General features: G+C 40.9%; 26 protein-coding genes. 7 read left to right on the top strand and 19 right to left on the bottom strand.

Annotated features, from left to right (window positions below):
- Positions 1-43: 43 nt before the first annotated feature.
- Positions 44-817 carry a succinate dehydrogenase/fumarate reductase iron-sulfur subunit gene (locus A0125_RS09115; protein ID WP_197464839.1) on the top strand — a complete coding sequence of 258 codons (774 nt, stop codon included), beginning with the start codon at positions 44-46 and terminating at the stop codon, positions 815-817.
- Between the two features lie 90 nt (positions 818-907).
- Positions 908-4,669, top strand: coding sequence for a sensor histidine kinase (locus A0125_RS09110; protein WP_082784984.1), 3,762 nt, complete (start codon positions 908-910; stop codon positions 4,667-4,669).
- Between the two features lie 122 nt (positions 4,670-4,791).
- On the opposite strand, the gene A0125_RS09105 is transcribed toward A0125_RS09110, so the two are convergent.
- The 3 genes from A0125_RS09105 to A0125_RS09095 form a co-directional block, all read right to left on the bottom strand.
- Complete coding sequence (locus tag A0125_RS09105) at positions 4,792-5,733, bottom strand: hypothetical protein (RefSeq protein ID WP_066754833.1); 942 nt, start codon at positions 5,731-5,733, stop codon at positions 4,792-4,794.
- Between the two features lie 96 nt (positions 5,734-5,829).
- Positions 5,830-6,972: a GDP-mannose 4,6-dehydratase gene (gene gmd / locus A0125_RS09100; RefSeq protein ID WP_066754830.1), complete on the bottom strand. Its 1,143-nt coding sequence runs from the start codon at positions 6,970-6,972 to the stop codon at positions 5,830-5,832.
- Positions 6,973-7,073: 101 nt separating this feature from the next.
- Positions 7,074-7,664: a hypothetical protein gene (locus A0125_RS09095; protein WP_231863189.1), complete on the bottom strand. Its 591-nt coding sequence runs from the start codon at positions 7,662-7,664 to the stop codon at positions 7,074-7,076.
- Between the two features lie 4 nt (positions 7,665-7,668).
- Between A0125_RS09095 and A0125_RS09090 the strand changes: the two genes are divergently transcribed.
- On the top strand, positions 7,669-8,001 hold the full coding sequence (locus tag A0125_RS09090; protein ID WP_066754828.1) for a hypothetical protein: 333 nt from the start codon (positions 7,669-7,671) through the stop codon (positions 7,999-8,001).
- Between the two features lie 115 nt (positions 8,002-8,116).
- Positions 8,117-8,827, top strand: coding sequence for an SDR family NAD(P)-dependent oxidoreductase (locus A0125_RS09085; protein WP_066754825.1), 711 nt, complete (start codon positions 8,117-8,119; stop codon positions 8,825-8,827).
- Positions 8,828-8,844: 17 nt separating this feature from the next.
- On the opposite strand, the gene A0125_RS15395 is transcribed toward A0125_RS09085, so the two are convergent.
- The 6 genes from A0125_RS15395 to A0125_RS09065 are packed head-to-tail and all read right to left on the bottom strand — an operon-like array spanning position 8,845 to position 11,548.
- A complete protein-coding gene (locus tag A0125_RS15395; protein WP_082784983.1) occupies positions 8,845-9,306 on the bottom strand; it encodes an alpha/beta hydrolase in 462 nt (153 codons plus the stop codon).
- Positions 9,303-9,506, bottom strand: a complete 204-nt coding sequence (locus A0125_RS15390; RefSeq protein ID WP_082784982.1) for an alpha/beta hydrolase family protein — start codon at positions 9,504-9,506, stop codon at positions 9,303-9,305. Before A0125_RS15390 ends, A0125_RS15395 begins: the two co-directional genes overlap by 4 nt.
- Positions 9,507-9,511: 5 nt before the next feature.
- Positions 9,512-10,189, bottom strand: coding sequence for an alpha/beta hydrolase family protein (locus tag A0125_RS15385; RefSeq protein ID WP_156472493.1), 678 nt, complete (start codon positions 10,187-10,189; stop codon positions 9,512-9,514).
- Between the two features lie 5 nt (positions 10,190-10,194).
- Positions 10,195-10,791, bottom strand: coding sequence for a YIP1 family protein (locus A0125_RS09075; RefSeq protein WP_156472492.1), 597 nt, complete (start codon positions 10,789-10,791; stop codon positions 10,195-10,197).
- Positions 10,778-11,245, bottom strand: a complete 468-nt coding sequence (locus A0125_RS09070; RefSeq protein ID WP_066754820.1) for a hypothetical protein — start codon at positions 11,243-11,245, stop codon at positions 10,778-10,780. The genes A0125_RS09075 and A0125_RS09070 overlap by 14 nt, the downstream gene beginning before the upstream one ends.
- 39 nt (positions 11,246-11,284) lie before the next feature.
- Positions 11,285-11,548, bottom strand: a complete 264-nt coding sequence (locus A0125_RS09065) for a DUF2089 family protein (RefSeq protein WP_066754817.1) — start codon at positions 11,546-11,548, stop codon at positions 11,285-11,287.
- 120 nt (positions 11,549-11,668) lie between these two features.
- On the opposite strand from A0125_RS09065, the gene A0125_RS09060 reads away from it, so the two are divergent.
- Positions 11,669-12,406, top strand: a complete 738-nt coding sequence (locus tag A0125_RS09060; RefSeq protein WP_066754815.1) for a lysophospholipid acyltransferase family protein — start codon at positions 11,669-11,671, stop codon at positions 12,404-12,406.
- A 2-nt stretch (positions 12,407-12,408) separates the two neighbouring features.
- Here the strand turns inward: A0125_RS09060 and A0125_RS09055 are convergent, their stop codons facing one another.
- A complete protein-coding gene (locus A0125_RS09055) occupies positions 12,409-13,542 on the bottom strand; it encodes a glycosyltransferase family 2 protein (RefSeq protein WP_066754814.1) in 1,134 nt (377 codons plus the stop codon).
- A complete protein-coding gene (locus tag A0125_RS09050; RefSeq protein WP_066754813.1) occupies positions 13,529-14,506 on the bottom strand; it encodes a lysylphosphatidylglycerol synthase transmembrane domain-containing protein in 978 nt (325 codons plus the stop codon). Before A0125_RS09050 ends, A0125_RS09055 begins: the two co-directional genes overlap by 14 nt.
- 141 nt (positions 14,507-14,647) lie before the next feature.
- Between A0125_RS09050 and ruvC the strand changes: the two genes are divergently transcribed.
- Positions 14,648-15,214, top strand: coding sequence for a crossover junction endodeoxyribonuclease RuvC (gene ruvC / locus A0125_RS09045; protein WP_066754810.1), 567 nt, complete (start codon positions 14,648-14,650; stop codon positions 15,212-15,214).
- A 5-nt stretch (positions 15,215-15,219) separates the two neighbouring features.
- On the opposite strand, the gene A0125_RS09040 is transcribed toward ruvC, so the two are convergent.
- Positions 15,220-16,260, bottom strand: coding sequence for a hypothetical protein (locus A0125_RS09040; RefSeq protein ID WP_066754808.1), 1,041 nt, complete (start codon positions 16,258-16,260; stop codon positions 15,220-15,222).
- Positions 16,261-16,547: 287 nt separating this feature from the next.
- Between A0125_RS09040 and A0125_RS09035 the strand changes: the two genes are divergently transcribed.
- Complete coding sequence (locus tag A0125_RS09035; protein ID WP_066754805.1) at positions 16,548-17,018, top strand: Lrp/AsnC ligand binding domain-containing protein; 471 nt, start codon at positions 16,548-16,550, stop codon at positions 17,016-17,018.
- Here A0125_RS09035 and A0125_RS09030 read toward each other — a convergent pair.
- The 7 genes from A0125_RS09030 to rplQ form a co-directional block, all read right to left on the bottom strand.
- Entirely contained in the window at positions 17,013-18,086 is a 1,074-nt protein-coding gene (locus A0125_RS09030) for a M20 family metallo-hydrolase (RefSeq protein WP_066754803.1), read from the bottom strand. The two genes, A0125_RS09035 and A0125_RS09030, sit on opposite strands and share 6 nt — an antisense overlap.
- Positions 18,079-18,879 (bottom strand): pyrroline-5-carboxylate reductase, encoded by an 801-nt coding sequence (proC, locus tag A0125_RS09025; protein ID WP_066754801.1) that lies wholly within the window; start codon positions 18,877-18,879, stop codon positions 18,079-18,081. Before proC ends, A0125_RS09030 begins: the two co-directional genes overlap by 8 nt.
- 34 nt (positions 18,880-18,913) lie before the next feature.
- Positions 18,914-19,711: an acetylglutamate kinase gene (argB, locus tag A0125_RS09020; RefSeq protein ID WP_066754798.1), complete on the bottom strand. Its 798-nt coding sequence runs from the start codon at positions 19,709-19,711 to the stop codon at positions 18,914-18,916.
- A gap of 7 nt (positions 19,712-19,718) precedes the next feature.
- The gene (locus A0125_RS09015) at positions 19,719-20,681 is read right to left on the bottom strand and encodes a Rossmann-fold NAD(P)-binding domain-containing protein (RefSeq protein WP_066754796.1); all 963 of its coding nucleotides are present in this window, start codon (positions 20,679-20,681) and stop codon (positions 19,719-19,721) included.
- A gap of 61 nt (positions 20,682-20,742) precedes the next feature.
- Entirely contained in the window at positions 20,743-21,891 is a 1,149-nt protein-coding gene (locus A0125_RS09010; protein WP_066754794.1) for an aspartate aminotransferase family protein, read from the bottom strand.
- Between the two features lie 144 nt (positions 21,892-22,035).
- Positions 22,036-23,154: a hypothetical protein gene (locus A0125_RS09005; protein WP_066754791.1), complete on the bottom strand. Its 1,119-nt coding sequence runs from the start codon at positions 23,152-23,154 to the stop codon at positions 22,036-22,038.
- 165 nt (positions 23,155-23,319) lie between these two features.
- On the bottom strand, positions 23,320-23,868 hold the full coding sequence (rplQ, locus tag A0125_RS09000; RefSeq protein WP_066754789.1) for a 50S ribosomal protein L17: 549 nt from the start codon (positions 23,866-23,868) through the stop codon (positions 23,320-23,322).
- Positions 23,869-23,875 lie beyond the last annotated feature (7 nt).

The following is a 23,875-nucleotide window of genomic DNA, read 5'->3' as shown; positions in this document are numbered from 1 at the left end:
ATCCATTGAGCTTCGGCTCAATGTGTTACTCTATATAGAAGTTATGAGTGGACAGATGAATTTAACGCTAAAAGTTTGGCGTCAAACAAATATAAATGACAAGGGGCAATTTGTCACTTATCAAGCGAAAGATATCGCAGATGACATGTCTTTCTTAGAGATGTTGGATATCGTAAATGATGACCTTACGCGTAAAGGTGAAGATCCTATATATTTTGATCACGACTGTCGTGAAGGTATTTGTGGAATGTGCTCTTTGGTGATCAATGGTCGACCGCACGGACCAGAATATGGCACGACAACCTGTCAACTACATATGCGTTCGTTTCACGACGGGCAGACGATTGTCATCGAACCTTGGAGAGCTGCTGCTTTCCCTGTTTTGAAAGATTTAGCCGTAGATCGTACTTCATTCGAGCGCATACAACAAGCTGGTGGTTATGTAAACGTAAATACGGGTGGTGTACCTGATGCAAACGCTATCGCAATTCCTAAGCGTATTGCTGATGAAGCATTTGAATCGGCCACATGTATTGGTTGTGGCGCTTGTGTTGCCGCGTGTAAAAATGCATCGGCAATGCTATTCGTATCGGCCAAAATCTCTCAATTTGCCTTGTTGCCACAAGGACAAACAGAGCGCTACGAACGTGCGCAAAGCATGGTAGATCAAATGGATGCAGAAGGCTTTGGTAACTGTACCAATACTGGTGCATGCGAAGCAGAGTGTCCAGTTGGCATCAAGATGACGAACATTGCGCGAATGAACAGAGAATACTTTACCGCAAAATTGTTCCGCGAAGAAGACGTACACAACTAATATTATTCTTTTATATACGGTAAAGAGTCCGCGCTATTTAATTAGCGCGGACTTTTTTGTTTATATTTAAACTTCTTAACAATCTTCCGCATGGGAAATAGAGTGCTCCTTTTGTTGTCAATAATCATGTTCTTACTGTTTGCTACAGCATTGATTATCCACAACACGATTACTGAAGCAGATATGCTATCGATTAATACCGAAACGATCTCTAGTAATATTCATAAAAAGGAGAAAGTGGTAGAAGATTTATTTACGGATTCGTTAGCTTTAAAAACCTTTGCAAACGTCGAGCGCTACCCTACTCAAGCTTTACAACTGACAAAAAATCTGTCAAGCGATGATCAATTAACCTATTTCTACGTTTACAAAAACAATAAACCAATATTTTGGAGTTCTAATCTGCTTGTGCCACCAAGTGACAAAACATTTGTTCAAGAAACCACCTTTGTAGATGGTGAGCCGAGATCCTACATAGTGAAGAAGAAAAAGATAGATAGCGAGATGTCAGTCATCGCTGTAATTTTGATTCGGCGCGCATTTAACCACTCCAATAGCTACTTATCCAACCGATTTTACAAGAACATCATTCCTTCAGATAATCTAGAAATTGCACGTTATAGCGATGATGATATTGTTCGAAATGTTTATAGTAGATCTGGGACCTATCTATTCTCCGTCAAGTTCAAACAGGGTAAGTACCACAATGTGTACCTAACTATGCAACTTCTTGCTTGGGTATTAGGATCCATTATTTTGCTTTCTATTATCAATCGCGGTTGTTTCATGTTGGCAAAAAAAGGATATGCGTGGTCGTCTATCTTGGCAATGATTGCCGTGTTGGCCATCATAAAATGGATTTCTCTACATGCGGATTGGCTTTCTGCAACATCAAGTATGGAATTGTTCAATCCTCGTTATTATGCCTACAATCCACTACTGCCCAATCTTTGGGAATTTATTGTAACAACCGTAAGTGCGACCTGGTTGATCTTTTACATACGCAGTATTCAAATATTTCTGGCTGCTCAAAATCCTTTTAATCGTAACATCCAGGGAATCATTCTGTCAGGAATTGTCTTGTCGAGCATTTATCTGCTTAGTAACCTTTTGCTAGAGCATCTCAGCACCTTAATAACACATACGCCTAGTGTGAACATGGACTTCACGAATATATTAGGTTTTAGCACCTATAGTTGGGTAAATGTCACTCTATTTTGTGTGAATATTGTACTTCTACTATTGTACATAGATTTTGCCATAGGCCAGGTACGAACTATGCTACAGAATATGACGATTGAGATTAACATGCAATTAATCACGCTGATTCTCTTTTTGCTCATTAGCGCACTATTCTTCGAGCAGGCCGTCTACTACAATCTGTTGGTAGGTATAGTTTTGTTAGTTCGATCATATACTCGACATAAAAATACACAGCATTCTTTTTTCAATATTGTTATTGTACTGCTATCCATCTCACTTCTGTCATCTTTTATCTACCATAAAAGCATAAGGGCAGTCAAACAAAAGCAGATGGATCTGACACTCAAATACCTTGAAGCCGAAAACGACATGAATGCCATCTCCATATTTGCTGAGATGGAAAAGAATTTTAATGCTGACTCTGTACTTATCAGAGAAATGCTGACAGATGCCGAGCTGAATAAGCAGCCAAAAATGCTCAACAACTACATAAAAACAAAATATTTAGAAGGATATCTATCTCGGTATGAGCATCAATTTTATTATTACATAGACGACGTAGCTATTGAAAATTATGGTAACGACAAGATGGCTGAATACCGCGAGAAGGTGATAAACCAAGCCGTACGAGTTCCCAATACCGATCACTTTTACCGTGTGCGTAGTGAGCTTGGTACCCACGAATATTTTTTTCAAATAGATGTAGCAATTGATGATACTCGGACTGGGCAGATTTTCGTGAATCTACGAAATTATGCCTATAGCCCGTCCCTGCCATATCCAGAATTTCTGGTTGATAGTAAAGTCGATATCATTCGAGAACACTATGCCAGCGACGCAGCATTTGCACTTTATAAGGATAGAATATTGCTAACTCAGAATGGTAATTATGTATATCCGGCGCAGGATACAGAATTTCCGATGGACTTAAACAAAACAATTGAACTGCCTGATGATAAAGGTTTTTATCATATGTTGTTTCGTCCGGATGTGCATACGACTATCATCGTGAGTAAACCTAAATTTGACATTTGGCAATCTTTGGCCATCGTTTCATTTTTGTTTATATCCTTATTTATTGTGTACCTACTTGCCCTAATGATACAGTACCTCACGACGGTGATATTTCAAAGATCATTTACATGGCGCACGTTACAGTATCAATTTATTTTATTGCAGAACAAATTTCGCTACAGCACAAGAATACAAACGATCGTAATATGTACTGTAATCCTTGCAATTTTCATTTCAGGTACTATCGCATTTTTCACCATCCGAAAGCAATTAGAAACGAGCAACCTGGCCTTACAAGAAAGCTATAGCAAAGAAGTCTCGCACAAACTTGAAAATCTGTTGTCCAATTCGGAAAAAAAAGCATGGAATGATGATGCCTTACAGCGCATCAGGGAGATAAATGAGTTTTCAAATCTAGATGCAAATATATATGACAAGCGCGGCATTTTGATTTACTCTTCTCAGCCTCGCATCTTTGAGACAAGATTAGTATCTCAATACATTAACCCGGACGCATATAATGAACTGAACGTCATTAAGAAAACGAACGTAACGCTGACAGAGCGAATTGGCGATTTTGATTTTAATTCCAGTTATTCGACCATAAAAAATGAGGATAGCAGCTCCGCAGCTTTCGTAAATATTCCGAATTATGCTGCTAAGAAAGAAGAAATAAGAAATAGCAATTTGCTACTCAATTCTTTGTTGAATATCTACACGGTGATCATCCTAATCGCAGGGTTTATTGCAGTATGGGTATCGCGTCTTATAACCAAACCGCTACTGATGATTGGCGAAAAGATGGTAGAAACAACCATCAGTGGCAAAGATAATGAACCACTTTATTGGGAGCGAGACGATGAGATTGGCGCGTTAGTGAAGGCTTATAATCTGATGCTCGTCAAGATGGAGCACAACACCAAACAGTTGATGAATGCAGAGCGTGAATACGCTTGGCGCGAAATGGCGAGACAGGTAGCGCACGAAATCAAAAATCCGCTTACTCCTATGAAGCTAGGTATACAGCAGCTCATGCGTTCATTCAACGAAAATGACCCTAGGTTTGAAGATCGTTTTAAGAAGTTTTCGGACTCGTTTATCGAGCAGATTGATAGTTTATCCAAGATTGCGGTTGAGTTTTCCAATTTTGCCAAATTACCTAACACTGAATTGGTAACTATTGATCTATTAGATAAGATTCGAGAAGTAGTTACATTTTTTAATAGTTCGCTAAATACAAACATTCTCATCGCAAATAAAACTGGCCGAGATAAACTTTTTGTTTTAAGTGATAAAGATCAAATTTTGCGCAGCTTTAATAACTTGATTAAAAATGCCATAGAAGCATCCAGAGGTCGTCGAAAAAATACAATCAAAATTACTATGTCTTTAGTAGAAGAGGGCATGTTGCAAATAGACATTGCCGACAAAGGATTGGGCATAGCTGCGGAAGTTATACCAAAAATTTTCCAACCTAATTTTACCACCAAAAGCTCTGGTACTGGATTGGGATTGGCATTTGTAAAGAAAACTGTGGAATCTATGCAAGGACAGATCACTTTTACCACCGCTGAAAACTTAGGGACTACGTTTACTTTGATACTGCCTATGACTGACGCTCCAGCGAATACGTAGTACTTAGCGATTCAATAATTATATACCATCAGATCGATTGATTACCTGCAGTTCTATGCTTTGCGTCTTCGCACCAGAAATTTTTTTCGAACTTGGTAACGGGTAACTTTGGGAGGCAATATTTATTTTAAAACGACACTTGCACGACCCATTATAGCATTATCCGCATACAAGAGTACGGTATATGCACCCTTCTTGAATCCTGAATCTTCGTCAGACCAGAAAAACTGATACTCTTCTCCGTTATTAGTGAATGAAATTGCTTCTTTAAATGTGTATTGCAACTTCTCGCCGTGTACGTAAAAAAGATCATCCGAATTGGCAATAAGATTTCCGCTGGGATTGATTATCCTTACGAATATATCTTTCTTACCTATTTCGGCAATAGGGTTATCGGCAATTGTGAAAGCGATCTGAAGCTGATCGACTCTTTTTGCCCGGGTGTTGGTCGTGTTAGAACCGTCCCGCTTAGTGCTAATTCCATTAATGGTTACATTGGATACTTTGACAGATGATGCTTTAGACATTTTGGTTGTCATCGCAGATTGTCGCTCTCTCAAAGTTGCAATTTGACGCTCGTTTTCATCCAATTCACTTTGCAGAATACTATTTTCCTGAGCCAGTAATTCAGTCTTGACGCGAAGACCTACGACCTCATCGCGAAATTGCGAAACTCTATCCTTAAGGCCCAGTACCTCATTACGAACATTTTTAAGATCAGATTCTGAAATATTATTATTACTCAAATCTTGACGCAAATTGCTGATCACCATTCGAGCTTCACTCTCCGTAACTTCTAAATCGTCTGTAAATACGATACCTTGATTGCTGGCATTATCTAGTTCAGCTTCTATCCGATCTATATCAGTTTGTAGGTTTTCACGTTGTAACGTGACTGTATATAATTTCTCTCCGGATGATTTAAATTTTATATAAAAATAGACATTAGTTGCTATTAAAGCAGCTATGGCTATGATAAAGAAGTATATATTTTTGCTGACACCAGATTGCGCTGTCTTTTTTTCTTCTTCTTCCCTTTTTAATTCCACTCGATCAACATTCATCGTTTGTATATCCAAAAGCCGATAAAATTAAAACTATGCGATGTTCAAATTTTAACGCTTATTTATTAAGTAAACAAAAACTATTCCAAGGTAGATCTATTCGAAATAGTTCAAAGTATCGAAACCGCCAGCTTTGAGGTATGCATCTTTTCGCATCAATTGCAAATCGGCTCGTACCATCTCATTTATTAGATCGTTCAGCTCGTATTTAGGTTGCCAATTTAGTTGCTGCTTTGCTTTACTCGGATCGCCAACCAGTAAATCTACCTCCGTCGGACGGAAATATGACGCATCTACCTTAACGACTGTTTGCCCCAATTTGACCGTGTTGGGATCGATTCCTAGTTCGTTCATTCGATCTTGATCACGATCGATCACGACTCCCTTTTCGGAAATTCCTTTTCCACTAAATTCGATCTCCATGCCAAGTTCTGCAAAACTCAATCGCACAAATTCGCGAACGCTGGTCGTTACTCCAGTAGCGATCACGTAATCCTCTGCTTTTTCCTGCTGCAAGATAAGCCACATAGCCTCAACATAGTCTTTTGCGTGGCCCCAATCGCGCTGTGCCGATAAGTTTCCTAAAAACAATTTGTCTTGCAATCCCAACGCAATTTTTGCTACTGCACGTGTAATCTTACGTGTTACGAAAGTTTCTCCTCTTACCGGACTTTCATGATTAAATAGAATACCGTTGCAGGCAAACATGTTGTACGCTTCTCGATAATTTACGGTGATCCAATACGCGTACATCTTAGCGACCGCATATGGGCTTCTAGGATAGAATGGTGTCGTTTCGCGCTGTGGCACCTCTTGTACCAAACCATACAGTTCTGAAGTGGAAGCCTGATATATCTTCGTCTTCTCCACTAATCCTAATAAACGCACCGCCTCCATAATACGTAGCACGCCGATGCCATCGGCATTTGCTGTATATTCTGGCGTATCAAAGCTCACCTTTACGTGCGATTGTGCGGCAAGATTATAAATTTCATCAGGTTGTGTTTCCTGTATTATGCGAATAAGGTTGGTCGAATCTGTCAAGTCACCATAATGCAGGATAAGATTGCGATGTGGTGCATGCGGATCTTGATACAGGTGGTCGATGCGATCGGTATTAAATAGTGAGCTTCGTCGCTTTAGTCCATGTACGATATACCCTTTCTTCAGCAAAAATTCAGAAAGGTAAGCGCCGTCTTGGCCCGTTATACCTGTGATTAACGCTACTTTTTGTTGCATTGCGATCTTATAATTTGTCCAAAAATATAAAAAAACCTCCTAAAGTGTGCTACACTTTAGGAGGTTTAAACTTGTTAGCCAAGGCTTATGCCCTTATTTACCTAATCTAAGCGAGTGAAATTGAATACTAAATTTCCCTCACCTTGCTCTAAAGGTATAGGCATACGCATCACTAGAGTTTCGCCGTCGGCATACGAAAGATCTAAGCGATATCCGGTGGTTACGTTTGATGCTTTATCACCGGCGTATAATTTCTTAAATTGAAACTGTGGCTCGCCCATTCCTTTTCCAGGATTGAAGATAGACCATACAATATTGCGAACAGCTCCGTTAGCACATAAAGTACCTTCACTTCGAAACTCAATGCTACCACGATAATTGCCGGTAGGCAAATCCCACACACTGCCCACAAAACATTCGACTGGTGCTTCATCAAAAATATTCTTAACGGTGTATGCCGCAGGAATATCTTCGCGATCTACTGTATTCAACACCCATTTGCCTTTTACACCGGCACGCCACTGCGACGCACTTGGTCCAGATTCTGCTCCTGCAGCAGCAGAACCGGCAGTTTTTCGTGGTGCTCCACAAGAGCCCATCACCAAGACAATCGCTAAAAGCGATAATATCGACATTACCTGTTTACGCATAATACTAAATTTGATATTTTTGATCATTCTAAATTTATTCATTGCTATGAAGAGTTCGTCTTCCAAAAATCATACCACTAGCAAGATCGTCGCAAAGTCAATATTACGATTATTTTTTGTTTTGTTTGCGATGTTGTTGGCATTTTATGTAACACAGGATGCCACTCAACTGAGTCGCATCAATTTATACTTTACCAACAGATGGTTCTTGCTGTTTCCGGTCACTTTATTTGTTATTTTTGTTGGACTTTTGATTTTAGTATTGAAAACTAAGTATGCTCGTGACGAGTATAATTGGTTGATGTCTTTGAGCGGTGGTTTCTTGATTGCTTATACCCTACTCTTATTTGCACGGATTTATCCTTTGGTTTTTGGATAAGCGGCGCCTAAGGAAATGCGTGAGGATTTCTCATTAGTAGCGATCATTAGGGCAAACGGTAAGCACCATTGATCTATTAGAATCATAGTTTTTATCCTATATAAAATAAATAAGCATGGCAAATATCATTATCACGGGAGCAAGTAGTGGAGTCGGTTTTGAAGCAGTGTTGGATCTTACCGCGAAAAAAGAAAATAACGTAATTGCGTTAGCAAGATCAGCAGATAAATTGCGAAAATTACATGAGATCGCGACCTCACTCAATCCCGATGGCGGCACCCTGTATCCCGCGCAATTTGATATAGTCAATGACAACTACACGGACTCGCTCGTCCCCTTTATAGCATCTAAATTTGAACAAGTTGATATCTTGATCAATAATGCCGGTGTATTGGTCAATAAACCATTTATGGAAACTACCACGCAAGATTTTGCACAGGTATTACAAACTAATTTGCTAGGACATAGCATGATGATCCGGCATATCGTACCGATGATGAAGGCAGGTGCTCATATCGTAAATATCGGAAGTATGGGCGGTGTACAGGGTTCTTCTAAGTTTTCTGGATTATCAGCTTACTCGGCAAGCAAAGGAGCCTTGGCTATCTTGACAGAATGTTTGGCAGAGGAATTTAAGCCACTAGGTATTTCGGTAAATTGCTTGGCACTAGGATCTTCGCAAACAGAAATGTTTGAGCAGGCTTTTCCAGGTGTACAAGCGGGCACTCTTGCTTTTGAAATGGGTAGGTATATCGCGGAATTTGCGCAAACAGGACATAAGTATTTTAACGGAAAAGTTTTGCCCGTAGCCAATACAACGCCATAATTTTTTGCTCTCGTCTGTTACAATCCTTTAATCCAATCGGCAATATCCTTCAGTAGAGTTGGATCGATGGTGGTCTCAATTGTATAATATTCTTGTAGGCTGCCAGTTTTGGCCGGCTGAAGCAGATGATTAAGGGGAGCATACGTTTTTATTCTGCTTTGCGGATTGCCGGGCAAATGATCCGCCAGCGATTGCTGATTTTCTTTAGCAGGCACCTGCACATCTTTACCTCCAAACGCGGCAAAAAGCGGAATATTGATCTGTTGGATGAAAGGAACGGGATCTATCCGCATAAAATAACGGTAGGGTTCCAAGAGCATCACTTGCAATTCCTTTTGGAGCGCGCCAGATGCGCCACCAACGGATTTCATATTGTTCAATAATTGGCTCATGGCCTGTGAAGCAGGAAGATCACTTTTTACCGTTGCAAAGTTTTTGCGATTTACGGGACGCACCTTGGCTAATTGCGCTTCGCTCATTCCTTGGCTTTTGCCACGTGATAAAGTTGTAGCACCATAAGCGAATCGATTGGCAACGCTGGCCCTGCCAGTGACACTGCAAATTTGAGATCCGGAGCATGCTGCCCTGCAAGCAATAGGGAGATCAAGCCGCCTTCGCTGTGTCCGATCATACCAACTCGTGCTGAATCGACTTTTGGTTGCGATTTAAGAAACTTCAGTCCAGCTAAGGCATCTCGCTAAAGTCGGCAATGTTGCTTTGCAAAAAATTGCCTGTGGACTGCGCCACGCCTCGGTCATCGTACCGTAGCACGACCACACCTTTGCGAGTTAGATAATCTGCAATAACCTCAAAAGGTTTATGGTCTTCTAACTCCGAATTTCGGTTTTGTGGGCCCGATCCACTAACCAAGATCACTGCAGGATATTTCCCTGGTTCTGTCGGTTGCGTCATGGTACCAGCTAAGGTCACATCGTTGTTATCAAAATACACTTCCTTACTATCGTAGGGAAATGGCGCAATAGGTTGCTGAGGTCTTTTAACCGTTTGTGTACTATCGTATCTGCCTAATCGCAGTGCGGATGTGTAATTACCTTGTTGAAAGTTGCCTTCGATATGTTGGCCATCTGCGGAAAGGCGTCCGCGATACGAAATGCCTAATGCTGCAGATTTCATGCGGATTGAGTCGCCCGCTACTTCAATCTGATCAAGTTTGAAATCTAATCGGGTTTGCGAAGGGCTGCGCATTGTACCCGTCCATCGATCTCCCTTTTGCAAAGAAAACTGAAGGGGCAATGTACCAGTTGGCACAGCCAAATCACCTTTCCATCCTCCTTCGAACGACTGTGAAACTCCACGGCAGGAGTAAAAAAAGGTTATTAATATTATGAATACTATTCTCATTTGAGCTATTTAATATAAGGCGACCAAAGGTGCAATAATGTATCGGTCATCAAGACAACCAGTACGATCCATACTGCGTGAACCCTTTTCTTGGAATTCATGGCTATCTTCATGCCAACAACCAATAAATAGAAAAAATAAACGAGCATAGCTAATCCGATTATTCCCGCGCTGACTGTAACAAACATATCAAAAGGGGCAACTGTCGTTAGACTCATATCGCCTGCTTTGACCGCATCTAGCATCACTTCGCTTTTAGATGTTGAATAGGGATTCATCAGCAAAAATCCTGTTATGTAATTGACGATCTGTGAAAATAAAACGACCTCCAACACATCTTGCCAACGCGTCTTATTGTACAATATTTTGGCTAACAACCAAAGGAACATAGTTGGAAACAGAATATTGATACCGACATTGACAAAGCCTGCGTACCAGGAAATCTTATTAACTAAATGCTGCTGAAAAACACCATCTGGTACATAACGAAATAAAACGACCTGCACCGAAGCCCATAGATATGCTATAGACCCCACGAAAAGCATGGTACGGTCAGATAGATTAGCAAAAGGATTAATGAGAATTTGGCTATATCTGCTCATGCTGAATATGATCTAAAAATTGTTGAATTTCTTCTGGTTTTTGTGTGCCAACCAGTATCTTATCGCCATTTTTAAACTGAATTTGCACGCCATACTTTCCCTGTACTGTATATGCTGTGCCATTGGGTCCGATGCGATACCCCCAACCACCATAATCGAGCAAGCTATATTTTTTTATTTGCACAGCAGCGATTTTGTCCCAAGACCATAACTTATTCCAAAGAAAGGGTTTGAAATCTACCGTTATTCCCGTGCTATCAACAGTGGTGCGCAAGCGAATGAAAATAAAAAATATGATCGTAATAAAAAGAATAGACAAACCAATAATCGGCTCGGCGCCCCATTCCTTTTCTCGAACTGCCCCATAAATACCAACTCCAAGTAGTAGCAGGATGAGAAGAATGAACCATCGTGACCAAAAGCTTTGTACTTCTACGTACTTATTATTTTTCATGGGATACTGCTATTAAAGGTGAATAGATATATTATTTGGCTATTTTTTACTTTTCAACTTCGCTATGAGATCATCCAGCTTATTTCTCACCGTTGGATAGCTTTTGCCCATCTGGCTGGCCATCTCTTTCAAGCTGCCAGAGTTTTCTAAGAACCGGATCACAAATTCCTGTTCTTCCCGATCTAGCAACATCAATGGCGGTAAATCGTAATGGCCGATCACGGCTGTGCCACAAGCAAGGCACTCCAACTTTGCTACACGCAGATCGGCATCGCAACTGGGACAAATAGTGGGCAGTTTCATATAAAAACTAAACTTTATTAAAAATAACATAAATTATATTAAAACACAACTTAACATAATGGATTTTACCATATAATATTCAAATTGCTACATTTTGTATCTTTGTACGTTTTATAAATTATGAGAAAAATTATTGGTTATCTACTATCACCGCTATTCTATGCTGCATTTGGCGTACTGCTTGTGATCTTTCATCCTGTACAATGGCTATGTTTGAAATTGGGTGGTTATTCTGCACATAAGTGGAGTGTAGATATCTTAAACGGCGGCTTAGTAGCGTGCAACTATTTATTATTTAATCATGCCCGTTTCGTAAATACCGCACCATTGCCTACTGATCGGCCGATTATTTTCGTGGCAAATCATCAGAGTATGTTTGATATACCACCGCTTATCTTCTTTTTGCGTCGGTTTCATGGTAAATTTATATCGAAAAAGGAATTGGCCAATGCCGGAATTCCCAGCATCTCGTTTAATCTAAAACATGGTGGAGCTGCCAATATTGATCGTACCGATCCTAAACAATCTATTGCGGAAATTTTGAAGCTAGCCAACAATATGCATCAGCGACAATGGTCTGCATTTATTTTCCCAGAAGGAACACGTACGAAAACCGGAAAAATGAAAGTTTTCTCGGTTGGCGGCATTGCGACGCTTCTGAAAAAAAATCCTGACGCACTAGTGATACCAATCGCGATCAATGGTTCTTATAAAATGGTACAATGGGGCATGTTTCCATTACGCCCTTTCACAGCACTGACTTGGGAAGTATTACCTGCTATCGAAAAAGGGGAGTTACTAGTCGACGAAATCGTATTGGCTGCAGAGAAAGCTATCCGTGCAAAAGTGGAAGCGTAATATCAATTGACGGTTCGCCCTTTCCAATCGTATTTGCCGATATTGCCGGCTACGCCAATATACACCAGATAGAGTGCGTGTGCGAAAGACAAGAAGGGCAGATAGCGCAATAATTCGGTACGACGTACAAATTGCGTAATAGGTAGTAGAAATATGAATTCTACCGCTACTTTGAGCACTACGCAGAGAGCAAACAGCCAATCAAACGCGGGCAACATATAGAAGAATTGTATCGTGCCCCAAATCAAAGCCAAATTGAAGAGCCAGATTACGACACCCAGTAATACAATGCGTTTGTCTTTATATTTCGTACTCTTTGAAGCCCAGCGTTTACGTTGGCTGATGAAGGAAGCAAGTGTTGGTTTGGCCTCGGTATATACGATCGCTTCTGTTGCTCTGCAAAATCCAATGCGCTGCGCCGCGCCCTCAGACACTTTGTGCAATAGTAGTTCATCATCACCTGAGGCCAAGTCATCAATTCCTTTGAAGCCGCCCACTCGATAGAATGTTTCTTTGCGATAGGCCAGGTTGGCTCCATTACACGTTGTTGGTATGCCATTGCCAATGCCAGAAGCACCTAATCCGATGAGATATAGAAACTCTAAAGTTTGCAATCGTTCAAACAGGGATTTTTCTTCGTGGTAGGCCACAGGCGAAGATACCATTTCTAAGCTACCACGTTCCATATAATTGACCACAGTGGACACCCAATTAGGTCCCATCCGGCAATCGGCATCAGTGGTCATGATGATATCGCCGGAAGACAGATCAATTGCTTTGGCAATCGCCAGTTTCTTGTACGAGTTGAGCTTGTCGCCTTCATCCAATTGCAACAAACGCACTCCTCGATCCTGATAAAGATTTACGATTTCGGCAGTACGGTCAGTAGAGTGATCATCAATTACAATAACCTCCAGTAAATGCTTAGGATAAGATTGTGCGACCAAACAATCCAACGTTCGACCAATGTTATCTTCCTCATTACGAGCCGCAATTAATACAGATACTTTCTGCATATTACCTCCATTGGTGCGTGCGATGGACAAACCAGTGCGATACCAGCCAAAACGCATGTATAGTACTAGAGCCACATATACCAACGTGGCGATCAATAAGCAACCATTAAGACTTCCCATTAGCTCCTACATAGTTAACTTGAAAGACAAAGAAAGTACCTATAATCGCAGGCAGTATCAGGTTGACAAACCATACAAAAGATACAATGGCCATTACTGCAATCTCTTGAGTTGTGATGTAAGCATATAGGTTACTAGCAACGAAACTGCGAACGCTAAAATCAAAAAGATCCAGCGAAGGCACTGCTGCCTGTACAAAAAACAAAATAAAGATCATTAAAATCATCGATAACATAGGGAGCTCGGGCAAAAAGAAAAGCATAAGCACCATATACTGCGATGTGAAGATAGTGAAGCGTGCAAAGGAAATCAATAGCACGTGCGATAATTCTCTTGATGTGAAGTTTTCTAAGATCGCAAAAAAAGGTTTTACCTTGGTCAAAAATTTCACTTTCCCAACCAATGCATCGATCCACTGTACATTAAAATACAACACTAAAAATGCACTTGCATAAATACTCGCTATCATCCAGACAGCTAACTTAACAAAGACGGGAGTAGGAAGAAACGTTTGTACAAACCATGCAATGCTCAAAGCGCCGAAGACACTCGTAAGCACGAGTTGCGCAAATAATCCAACGCCCATAGCAACTGCGCCAGAAGCCCGATTCTCTGGATGTAGTAGAAGTACGCGGCCGCCGTATTCGCCAATGCGATTTGGCGTAAAAATTGCCCAAGTCAATCCACAAAAAACCGATCGAATAGCAGTCCACCAGCTTAGTGGTTCTATTTTTTTGCTCAAATGCCGCCACTTGACAACTTCAAGAAACCAGTTGGCTAGCATCATCACGACCACCAAACTTAAAATCAACCAAATGGAAGCTCCGTCAAATTCGCTTATCAACGCATTGAACTGCTTCAGGTTTTGTTGATGACTGATCTTGCTATATACAAACCACGATGTCAATGCTACGATGAGCACTTTGATGAATATATTGAGATATGTCTTCTGCGTTTTATTCAAGTTGATTTTGAAAGCACAATGTTAAGAATTTTTTGACAGATAAAGCGGCATACCGTTCGGTAATTTAACGCTCTTGTTAAGGGTATCTTTCGGCAACGCCAGCTCCTCAAGACTATAAATATAATTTTGTAATATTGCTTCATGCAAAGGGAGAAGGCAAAGGAGCGAATTATATTAGGCATTGACCCTGGTACGGTTGTATTGGGTTATGGCGTCATCAAAGAAGTTGGCAATAAAATCACACTGGTGAGCATGGGCGTCATTAAGATGGGACATTTGGACGATCACGCTTTGAAGCTACAGCGAATCTTCAAAAAAACCACTTCGCTCATTGAGCAATATAAACCTGATTGCATGGCGTTAGAAGCTCCCTTTTACGGCAAAAATGTACAGGTAATGCTTAAGCTCGGTCGGGCTCAAGGTGTAGCCATGGCGGCAGGATTGAATTATGATTTACCTATCGTCGAATATGCTCCGCGCAAAATCAAACAATCGGTCACAGGAAATGGAAATGCGACCAAAGAGCAGGTAGCTGCTATGCTAAAGAGTTTGCTAAAATTTGAGGAAAGTCCACAGTTTTTGGATGCCACGGATGGTTTGGCAGTAGCCGTATGTCATTCATTTCAAAAGGTCGGCTCTTCGGGCAAAAGCACAAGCTACTCTGGCTGGGAGTCTTTTGTTAAAGACAATACATCTCGCGTCAAATAAAAAACCTACAATCGCACTTGGCGAATTATATTCTTCACATTTAACTCTACAATATCCACCATCGTCTTACACCTTTCGTATGCGTTGTTTTTATAAAAGTCAGCGTATCCAGATTTGAGTTGTTGGATATTCTCGGGCGTAGATACTGCCTGCGTACGTGAGGCGTCGCGCAAGTCCTTTATGCGGTGGCGCTCACTTCGAACACGATGTACTATGGATGAATGTTCTTCTTGCTGATACTGCAATACAGTACGCTCGGTAAGGTACTCCATGGAAAGCTTTACATATGGAAAATTTTCTTTGAAGAATTGAGGCATATATACTTTAGGATTTCCTTCATAGAATTGCTGATCGAAATCAATCGCCCTAATCCTAAATTGATAATCATCAAAATCGGGCGTGATCTGCATCACGAAATTATAGGCTCGCATATCGCCTAATAGCGAAATTATACAACGCTCATTAAATTTTACAAATTCTTTGGCAATCCTAGTCTGATTAAACTCTTCGCGATGCATACTCGTTTTAGAAAACACATCGCCAGGAATACCTACAATATGCTCCTCCACTAGCGTATCTCGGTCATAAATATAATTCACCTGATTGGGGGATACAATCTCCTCTAGTTCCAAACCCAATATCCGCGAAGCATCTGCTTGTTTGATATAGAAATAATCGTACACATCGTTCAAGCGATTGATAATCCTAACTCGAAAAGGTTTGGTATTACCAAATGCACAATACTCAATCCGATCCACAATCTTGTGCTCTACAATCTTGGTATTACCCGATGCTTTCAGACTAGCATATACCACTTTGAGCTTAGCATGCAACTGCGCCAGCGTATGTTGCGGATACAACGGCGACTCCCAATAAGTATCTTCTCCATGCTTGTCATACACGGGTACAGATTCATCAAACTCCAGCAAATCGGTATAGCTGACCGGCAATCGTGCATCGCGTTGATAAAACTTGAGATACTTAGACAAGCTAGCATCGACCGGAAAGCGTGGTTTCTTTCTAGAAATAGTTACATCATCTTGCATCTGTATCGATATTAATTTTAGTATTATTGTTTGCCGGCTAGTGAAATATCAAAACTGCACTAAATGCATCATTATTGAAAGAATTACGATTTGCTAATTCATTTGCTCGCCACGCACCTACTTACATTATTATAGTAAAGTTACTGATTGTCTGCGATCAACTCACCTATTCGACTCATGATAATATCATAAAAAATACCCCTGAATATTACAAACAAAACATAATTATACGGTTAAATCTTATTATTTTTGAAAAAGTTTAATCTACTGACATAACTGATTAATATATGGAAAAGAAATATGCGAATTATGATCTAGATAATTTGGATGTTCAAATCTTGTCGATTCTGATGGAGGATGCATCTATCCCCTACACAGAAATTGCAAAAAAGCTGATCGTATCGGGCGGAACGATACACGTACGCATGAAAAAAATGGAAGAGCTAGGCATTATCCGCGGTTCGCATTTAATGATCAACCCTCAAAAAGTGGGCTTCGATATCACTGCTTTTCTTGGTATTTATTTAGAAAAGGGATCTCAGTATTCGGATGCGGTGAGCCAGTTAAAGGAAATTAAGGAGGTCGTGGAATTGCACTATTGTACCGGACAGTATAGTATGTTTGCCAAGATCGTTTGCCGGGATACTGCTCATCTTAGAAAAGTACTCAACGAAGATATACAGGCTTTGAAAGGCATACAACGTACCGAAACGATTATCTCGCTAGAGGAAAGTATTAAAAGACAGATTACGTTATAGTATCTCTTTTAAAAGCTCTATGTAGAATAAGACGGCGTCTTGTACCTCTGCTACATAAATGAATTCGTCTGCGGAATGGGACCGCGCAGAATGGCCTGGTCCTATTTTCAAAGAAGGAATTGGAAGCAAGGCCTGATCACTCATCGTAGGGCTTCCATAGGTCTTCTTGCCCAACTTCACTCCTGCTTTCACGATAGGATGATCCATGGCTATTGTTGACGAATTTAGTCGTGTAGAACGCGGCGTAACTTCTGATTTTACCTCCGATCGAATGATATCTAAAACTTCGACATTGCTGTACACATCCGTTGTGCGCACATCTACCACATAACGACATTCGGCCGGCACGACATTATGTTGCGAACCCGAATTCACCATCGTTACCGACATTTTGACCGGGCCTAAATAGGCTGATTCTTTTGGAAATTGATATGAGCGAAACCAGTTTATATCTTCTATCGCTTGGTAAATGGCATTGATACCTTCTTCTCTTGCGGCATGGCCGGATTCGCCATGTGCTACACAATCTAGTACCATTAGTCCCTTTTCTGCAACTGCCAAATCCAGTTGAGTTGGTTCGCCAACTATTGCAAACTCACACGCGCAAATTTTCGCGTAAGCGGCCTCAATACCGTTTTTACCCGATATTTCTTCTTCCGCTGAGGCGATGAGGCATATATTATAGGCTAAATCAGGTTTTGTATAATAATAACAGAAAGCAGCTATTAAAGAGACCAAGCATCCCCCTGCGTCATTAGATCCCAAGCCATACAATTTGCCGTCGACGATCTCGGCATCAAAAGGATCGCGGGTATATCCTGGATTTGCCTTTACGGTATCGTGATGCGAATTGAGCAAAAGCGTGGGGTTTTCTGAGTCAAAGAAAAAATTATATGCAATTACGTTATTGCCTACGCGTTCGCAACTAATGCCCTTTCGTGTCAGATAATGTTCAATCACGCAAGCAGTCTGCTCTTCTTCTCTACTTATCGATGGTGTACGAATCAGCTCTTGTAAGAGTGTGATGCATTCTTCTTGCAGCTGGTCAACGGTTGGTTGTTTACTCATCGTACAGCCCTCCTGCTTTTTGGGCAGACAGCTTGATGCCTTTGATGAACGCAGAACTAAAACCATGGTGTTCCATCTCATTAAGTCCAGCGATCGTACAACCTTTGGGAGAAGTCACTTTGTCAATCTCGCTCTCCGGATGCGATTGCATCTGCAATAATAGATCGGCTGCACCCTTAGCGGTTTGTACCGCCATTTTGAGGGCGTCGTGAGCATGAAACCCAATTTCTACGCCACCTTGCGATGCGGCGCGAATACTACGCAAGAAAAACGCGATACCACACGCACATAAAGCTGTGGCTGCAGTCATCAATTCTTCTTGTATTACCACCACAGAACCCACCGTATTGAATAGCTTTTCGACAATAGCTACTTCATCTTGGGTTGCACGATCTGTCGTGACGCACGTCATTGATTGCCCAATGGCAATAGCTGTATTAGGCATGGCGCGGACGATAGTGGTTTGCTCGCCCAGCACAGCACGCATATCAACACACGATACGCCAGAGATTACCGAAACGACGATTTGCTCCGGTCTTAGTGCGCTGCGAATTTCTTGCATTACTAGTTTTGCTTGCTGCGGTAAAATGGCGAGTACTACAATCTCTGCTCCCAGCACGGCTGTGACATTATCTGCACTAACTGAAAAACCAGCGGCAGACTCGCGCTCAAGCGATTGAAGTGAGCGCCTAGTTAAGGTAATGTCTGCAGCAGAATAGATGCCCGCTTGCGCGATCCCTTTAGCTAGAGAAAAACCAATATTCCCACTTCCTATGATAGTAATTCTAGCCATAACGTGACGTGTCTGGATTTTTTTGTGTATGCTTTTACGCGGATAAGCGCGTACCGAACTTCTGGTGATGATAGTGATGCAGTTTATCGGCATTTCCGATATATACATCCATTACGCCTTTCGCGATAGCATCAAAAGCGTTTTGTAGTTTTGGTATCATACCTGCGTGTACTATATGACTTGCTTTAAGAGATTCAAATTCGCTACTCTTTATGGCTTCAATGACAGAATTGTCATCATTGACATCTCTCAATACACCGTCTTTCTCAAAACAATACAATAAAGAAACATTGTATGACGTGGCTAAGCCTATCGCTAAGGCAGAGGCAATGGTGTCGGCATTGGTATTTAACAATTGTCCGGTACCGTTGTGCGTAATGGCCGAAAATACTGGCGTAAAACCTGATTCTAGAAACCGTTTGATGGTGTGTTCGTTGACCGAATCTGCTAAAATATCGCCTGCATAGCCATAGTCTATCTTCCCGACTGGTCGTTTTACGGCTTTGATGGCATTACCATCTGCGCCGCTCAAACCAATAGCATCACAAGAATACTTTTGCAGGTGCGCGACAATAGATTTGTTAGTGAGTCCTGCGTATACCATCGTCACTACTTTCAGCATCTCAGCATCGGTGATGCGTCGGCCGTCTACCATCTGGGCTTCCAAACCCAAATCTGCCGCTAAGCGCGTAGCAATCTTTCCGCCGCCATGTACTAGTATCTTTTTGCCTGGTAGTGCGGCAAACTTTTCGAGAAAAGCGTCCAACTTGGCTGGATCATCAATGATATTACCACCGATTTTTATGATGCTTAAATCCGAATGATTCGACATGATGGTACTATTTAAGATTCTCTAACATACGTTTCAACACTAATTGTGCTGCCCACACTCGGTTGCTAGCTTCCTTGATGACCAAAGAGTGCGGGCCGTCCAGTACTTCGGCAGATAATTCTAAATCCCGACGTACCGGCAGACAGTGCATTACTTTGGCCACATTGGTTTGTTCTAACCTTTTGTTGGTAATCAACCAATCTTCTTCGACAGGATAAACCTTGCCATAATCTTGGAATGAAGACCAGTTTTTGACATACACAAAATCAGCTCCTGCTAATGCTTCGTTTAGATCATGAGTAATAGTTACCCCTTCTGTAAACTCTTCTGATAATTCGTAGCCTTTTGGATGTGCAATCACAAAATCGACCAAACCTTGTCTTTGTGCTTTTCCCATCCATTCGCTGAAAGAGTTAGGGACTGCCTGCGGCAATGCTTTCACATGTGGTGCCCAAGCTAACACGACTTTTGGTTTTTCTACTGTTTTATGTTCGGTGATCGTGATGAGATCGGTCAAGCTTTGTAAAGGATGACGTGTAGCACTTTCTAACGAAACTACGGGCACACCACAGAATTTGATAAATTTATTAAACAAATCTTCGGTGTAGTCGGCTTCTTTATCCTTCAGTGAAGGGAAAGATCTTAAACCGAGGATATCACAGTATTCGCCCATTACGGCAGCGGCTTCGCGAATATGCTCTACCGTGGTGCCATTCATTACTACGCCATCTTGCGTTTCTAATGCCCAGCCGTCCTTATCCATATTCATCACCATCACGTCCATCCCAAGATGGGTAGCTGCCTTTTGAGTACTTAGGCGCGTGCGTAAACTGGGGTTCAAGAATACCAGACCTAAAGTTTTGTGCTTACCCAACTCAGCATGTGCTCTTGGGTTAGCTTTTAATGTTAGTGCTTCCTGTACAGCATAAGACAAATTATCGATGTCTTCTGCTGAAAAAAATTTTTGCATGCTTATATCCCGCTAAAATGGTTGTCTCGTCCTTACTCGAACAGATCGTACTTAAATAATATTATGCTGTAACCTGTTGTGCCTGCAACTGCTCAGCAAATGCTTCCAAAAATTGCTTGGCATGTGCCATACTAAGATTCAAGGCTGGTAATAATCGAATCACATTTGGCTTCGCCTCGCCAGTGAAGATTTTATTCTTCATTAATAGGTCTTTTTTCACAGACGACAACTCAGTTGGTAATTCTATACCAATCATCAACCCACGACCACGAACTTCTAATACTTGATCAAAGGTGCGCAGTTGCTCAATGAGATAATTTCCCACCGCACTGGCATTGCTCATGAGATCCTCTTGCTCCATCACGTCCAATACCGCAATTGCGGCGGCACACGCTAGATGATTACCACCGAAGGTGGTACCTAGCATACCGTAAGATGCTTTGAACTTCGGAGATACAGATATAGCTCCGATTGGAAAGCCATTTCCCATTCCTTTGGCCATGGTATAGATATCGGCTTCTACGCCTGCATAATCGTGTGAATAGAATAATCCGGTACGGCCATAGCCACATTGCACAGAATCTGCTATATATATAGCATTATACTGATCACAAAGGCGTCTGATAGCTTTTAGAAAGGTAACAGAAGCTTCACGAATACCACCTACGCCTTGTATGCCTTCAATGATAACAGCAGCAATATCGTTGCCTTGTGAAGCAAATACTTGTTCAAGAGCTTGCTCGTCGTTAAACTCACTAAAAATAACATTATCCGTTTCATTTACCGGAGCGACGATTGCAGGATTGTCGGTGGCTGCTACAGCCAATGAAGTACGACCATGGAATGCTTTAGAAAACGCTACTATTTTCTTTCTTCCGGTGTGAAACGAAGCTAATTTTAACGCATTTTCATTCGCCTCTGCACCTGAGTTACACAGAAATAATTCGAAGTTTTCCTTGCCAGATACGCGACCTAATTTTTCAGCCAACTCTCGCTGTAATGGCATTTCTACCGAGTTAGAATAAAAACCAATACGATCTAGCTGCTGTTTTAGCATACCGACATAATGCGGATGTGTATGACCGATAGAGATCACGGCGTGTCCGCCATATAAATCAAGGTACTCATTGCCTTTATCATCCCATACGGATGAACCCATTGCCTTTGTAATGCTAATCGGATTAATAGGATAAACGTCAAATAGTTTCATTGCATTAATAATTTGCCAGCTATACTAAGTTGTAAACATCTGTACTAGCAAATATAGCTAAGCAGAATTGAAAAATTCGTCTTAACTATAGCTTTTTTGAAACATCACAAAACTTATGATCAAAGTAATAACTAAAAAAACTTACTATTGATTATTGAACATATTTCTATTAACGACCCATATCCCTGTAGGACTAATAGCATACACAAATTTTGCATCTTCTGTGGAGTACAACGATTGAAAAAACGTAGGCCGCTCACCATCGAAGCTCAAAGGATTAACAGAAAACTTACCATTACTAAAATCAAGTATTGACAAAAGACCAAAACTACCAGCTAGATATCGCTGATTGTCAAACTCAAATGGATGACCTTGCACCATGTAGTAAAAACTACCATAATCATCATTGTTAGTGTATGGCTGCCAAGTTTCGCCTGAATCATTGGAAAAAAGCAAAGGATGGTCAAAAATACCTGAACTGTTACAGACAGCAAAAAGTGTCTTTCCAATCTGAAACATATTTCCTGGATAAATATCCTGCCCTTGCCAATCCATCCGCTTATATGATCCATCCCGATCTATGCGGTAAAAATGATTACCGACGGATACATATAACATGTTATCAAAAGACCAAAAATTATTGATATAACCGTGCGCGCGCACAAAAGAAGGTAACGGAATCTGAATTTCATTCTTTGATAAGTCTATCGATCCGAGAGGAGACTGAGGAAAATCTGTTAAATCGAGATACCGAATTTTCCATATTGACGTATCGCCATCACCTGCTGCAAGATCGTGTTGGTAGTATAACCTATCTCCTTGCAAAGAAGTAATCGTATAACCAAGATATGATTCTGTATCTATGTAAACAAAATGTTGTTTTCCCAGTGTACTATTATCGTGCACTATGATTCGATTATCTTTTACATAAACAGTGGCATATTCATTAATAATTGAACTATATGGCCATGCAAAACCACTGTAAAGACCAAGCTGCTTATCAACAATTTTGGTTCTAGTATTAAAATAACTTACCCCTTGGGCAGTGGAGTACATGATAATCGAGTCGGATGAACGATAAGATGACAAAATTATACTATCATGATCTTTATATATACCGTCGAGATGAGTCCACACGGGATACTCTTCTAATACTGGTGGTTCTTCAAAACCTATATCAACACTGTCTTTACAAGAGCTAAATAATACTACAAAAATGGCAATTAGATGTAACGGAAATAGCTTGGTGGCAAAAAAATTCATAAAGATTGTATTTTCAACAGATGTTAGTTCTTAAAAATACATTTTTTTGTGGAATATCATCACTAATTGCCTTATAATACGGGCGAAAATTCATTATATGACGAAAAAAAGCCTGTTGCACATACGCGCAACAGGCTTTTAGTAATCTATGACTAATAAATAGTATTAGTCTTTCTTTTCTTCTGTAGCAGGAGCTTCTTCTACAGCTGGTGTAGTTTCTACTTCTTCTACTGCAGTTGCTTCTTCAGCTACTACTGTTTCTTCAACAGGAGCTGCTTCAGCAGTTGCTTTCTTCTTCGCACCACCACGACGACGAGTAGTTTTCTTCTCAGCTTGTACGGTTTTACCGTATACTTCGTTGTAATCTACTAGTTCTATGAATGCCATTTCAGCATTATCACCTAAACGGTTTTCCATCTTGATGATACGCGTATAACCACCTGGACGATTTGCTACTTTCTCAGAAATCTCGCGGAAAAGCAAACTAACAGCATCTTTATCTTTAAGATAAGCAAATACTGTACGACGAGAGTGAGTCGTATCGTTTTTAGATTTAGTGATTAATGGCTCCACATACTGACGTAATGCTTTCGCTTTCGCCAAAGTAGTAATAATGCGTTTGTGCTTGATCAATGAAGTCGCCATATTCGCTAGCATAGCCTTACGGTGACTGTCAGTGCGGCCTAAGTGATTTACTTTTTTTCCGTGTCTCATTTTAATT

The sequence above is a fragment of the Sphingobacterium populi genome, assembly GCF_001586775.1.
Classification (GTDB): domain Bacteria; phylum Bacteroidota; class Bacteroidia; order Sphingobacteriales; family Sphingobacteriaceae; genus Sphingobacterium; species Sphingobacterium populi.
The sequence above is the reverse complement of the archived record's forward strand: the minus strand, read 5'-3'. Positions and strand labels throughout refer to the sequence as shown.

What these genes read in the sequence shown, in the direction of transcription:
- A0125_RS09115 (WP_197464839.1), top strand. Translation starts at nt 44, where the DNA reads ATGAGTGGACAGATGAATTTAACGCTAAAAGTTTGGCGTCAAACAAAT.
- A0125_RS09110 (WP_082784984.1), top strand. Translation starts at nt 908, where the DNA reads ATGGGAAATAGAGTGCTCCTTTTGTTGTCAATAATCATGTTCTTACTG.
- A0125_RS09105 (WP_066754833.1), bottom strand. Translation starts at nt 5,733, where the DNA reads ATGAATGTTGATCGAGTGGAATTAAAAAGGGAAGAAGAAGAAAAAAAG.
- gmd (WP_066754830.1), bottom strand. Translation starts at nt 6,972, where the DNA reads ATGCAACAAAAAGTAGCGTTAATCACAGGTATAACGGGCCAAGACGGC.
- A0125_RS09095 (WP_231863189.1), bottom strand. Translation starts at nt 7,664, where the DNA reads ATGAATAAATTTAGAATGATCAAAAATATCAAATTTAGTATTATGCGT.
- A0125_RS09090 (WP_066754828.1), top strand. Translation starts at nt 7,669, where the DNA reads ATGAAGAGTTCGTCTTCCAAAAATCATACCACTAGCAAGATCGTCGCA.
- A0125_RS09085 (WP_066754825.1), top strand. Translation starts at nt 8,117, where the DNA reads ATGGCAAATATCATTATCACGGGAGCAAGTAGTGGAGTCGGTTTTGAA.
- A0125_RS15395 (WP_082784983.1), bottom strand. Translation starts at nt 9,306, where the DNA reads ATGAGCGAAGCGCAATTAGCCAAGGTGCGTCCCGTAAATCGCAAAAAC.
- A0125_RS15385 (WP_156472493.1), bottom strand. Translation starts at nt 10,189, where the DNA reads ATGAGAATAGTATTCATAATATTAATAACCTTTTTTTACTCCTGCCGT.
- A0125_RS09075 (WP_156472492.1), bottom strand. Translation starts at nt 10,791, where the DNA reads ATGAGCAGATATAGCCAAATTCTCATTAATCCTTTTGCTAATCTATCT.
- A0125_RS09070 (WP_066754820.1), bottom strand. Translation starts at nt 11,245, where the DNA reads ATGAAAAATAATAAGTACGTAGAAGTACAAAGCTTTTGGTCACGATGG.
- A0125_RS09065 (WP_066754817.1), bottom strand. Translation starts at nt 11,548, where the DNA reads ATGAAACTGCCCACTATTTGTCCCAGTTGCGATGCCGATCTGCGTGTA.
- A0125_RS09060 (WP_066754815.1), top strand. Translation starts at nt 11,669, where the DNA reads ATGAGAAAAATTATTGGTTATCTACTATCACCGCTATTCTATGCTGCA.
- A0125_RS09055 (WP_066754814.1), bottom strand. Translation starts at nt 13,542, where the DNA reads ATGGGAAGTCTTAATGGTTGCTTATTGATCGCCACGTTGGTATATGTG.
- ruvC (WP_066754810.1), top strand. Translation starts at nt 14,648, where the DNA reads ATGCAAAGGGAGAAGGCAAAGGAGCGAATTATATTAGGCATTGACCCT.
- A0125_RS09040 (WP_066754808.1), bottom strand. Translation starts at nt 16,260, where the DNA reads ATGCAAGATGATGTAACTATTTCTAGAAAGAAACCACGCTTTCCGGTC.
- A0125_RS09035 (WP_066754805.1), top strand. Translation starts at nt 16,548, where the DNA reads ATGGAAAAGAAATATGCGAATTATGATCTAGATAATTTGGATGTTCAA.
- A0125_RS09030 (WP_066754803.1), bottom strand. Translation starts at nt 18,086, where the DNA reads ATGAGTAAACAACCAACCGTTGACCAGCTGCAAGAAGAATGCATCACA.
- proC (WP_066754801.1), bottom strand. Translation starts at nt 18,879, where the DNA reads ATGGCTAGAATTACTATCATAGGAAGTGGGAATATTGGTTTTTCTCTA.
- argB (WP_066754798.1), bottom strand. Translation starts at nt 19,711, where the DNA reads ATGTCGAATCATTCGGATTTAAGCATCATAAAAATCGGTGGTAATATC.
- A0125_RS09015 (WP_066754796.1), bottom strand. Translation starts at nt 20,681, where the DNA reads ATGCAAAAATTTTTTTCAGCAGAAGACATCGATAATTTGTCTTATGCT.
- A0125_RS09010 (WP_066754794.1), bottom strand. Translation starts at nt 21,891, where the DNA reads ATGAAACTATTTGACGTTTATCCTATTAATCCGATTAGCATTACAAAG.
- A0125_RS09005 (WP_066754791.1), bottom strand. Translation starts at nt 23,154, where the DNA reads ATGAATTTTTTTGCCACCAAGCTATTTCCGTTACATCTAATTGCCATT.
- rplQ (WP_066754789.1), bottom strand. Translation starts at nt 23,868, where the DNA reads ATGAGACACGGAAAAAAAGTAAATCACTTAGGCCGCACTGACAGTCAC.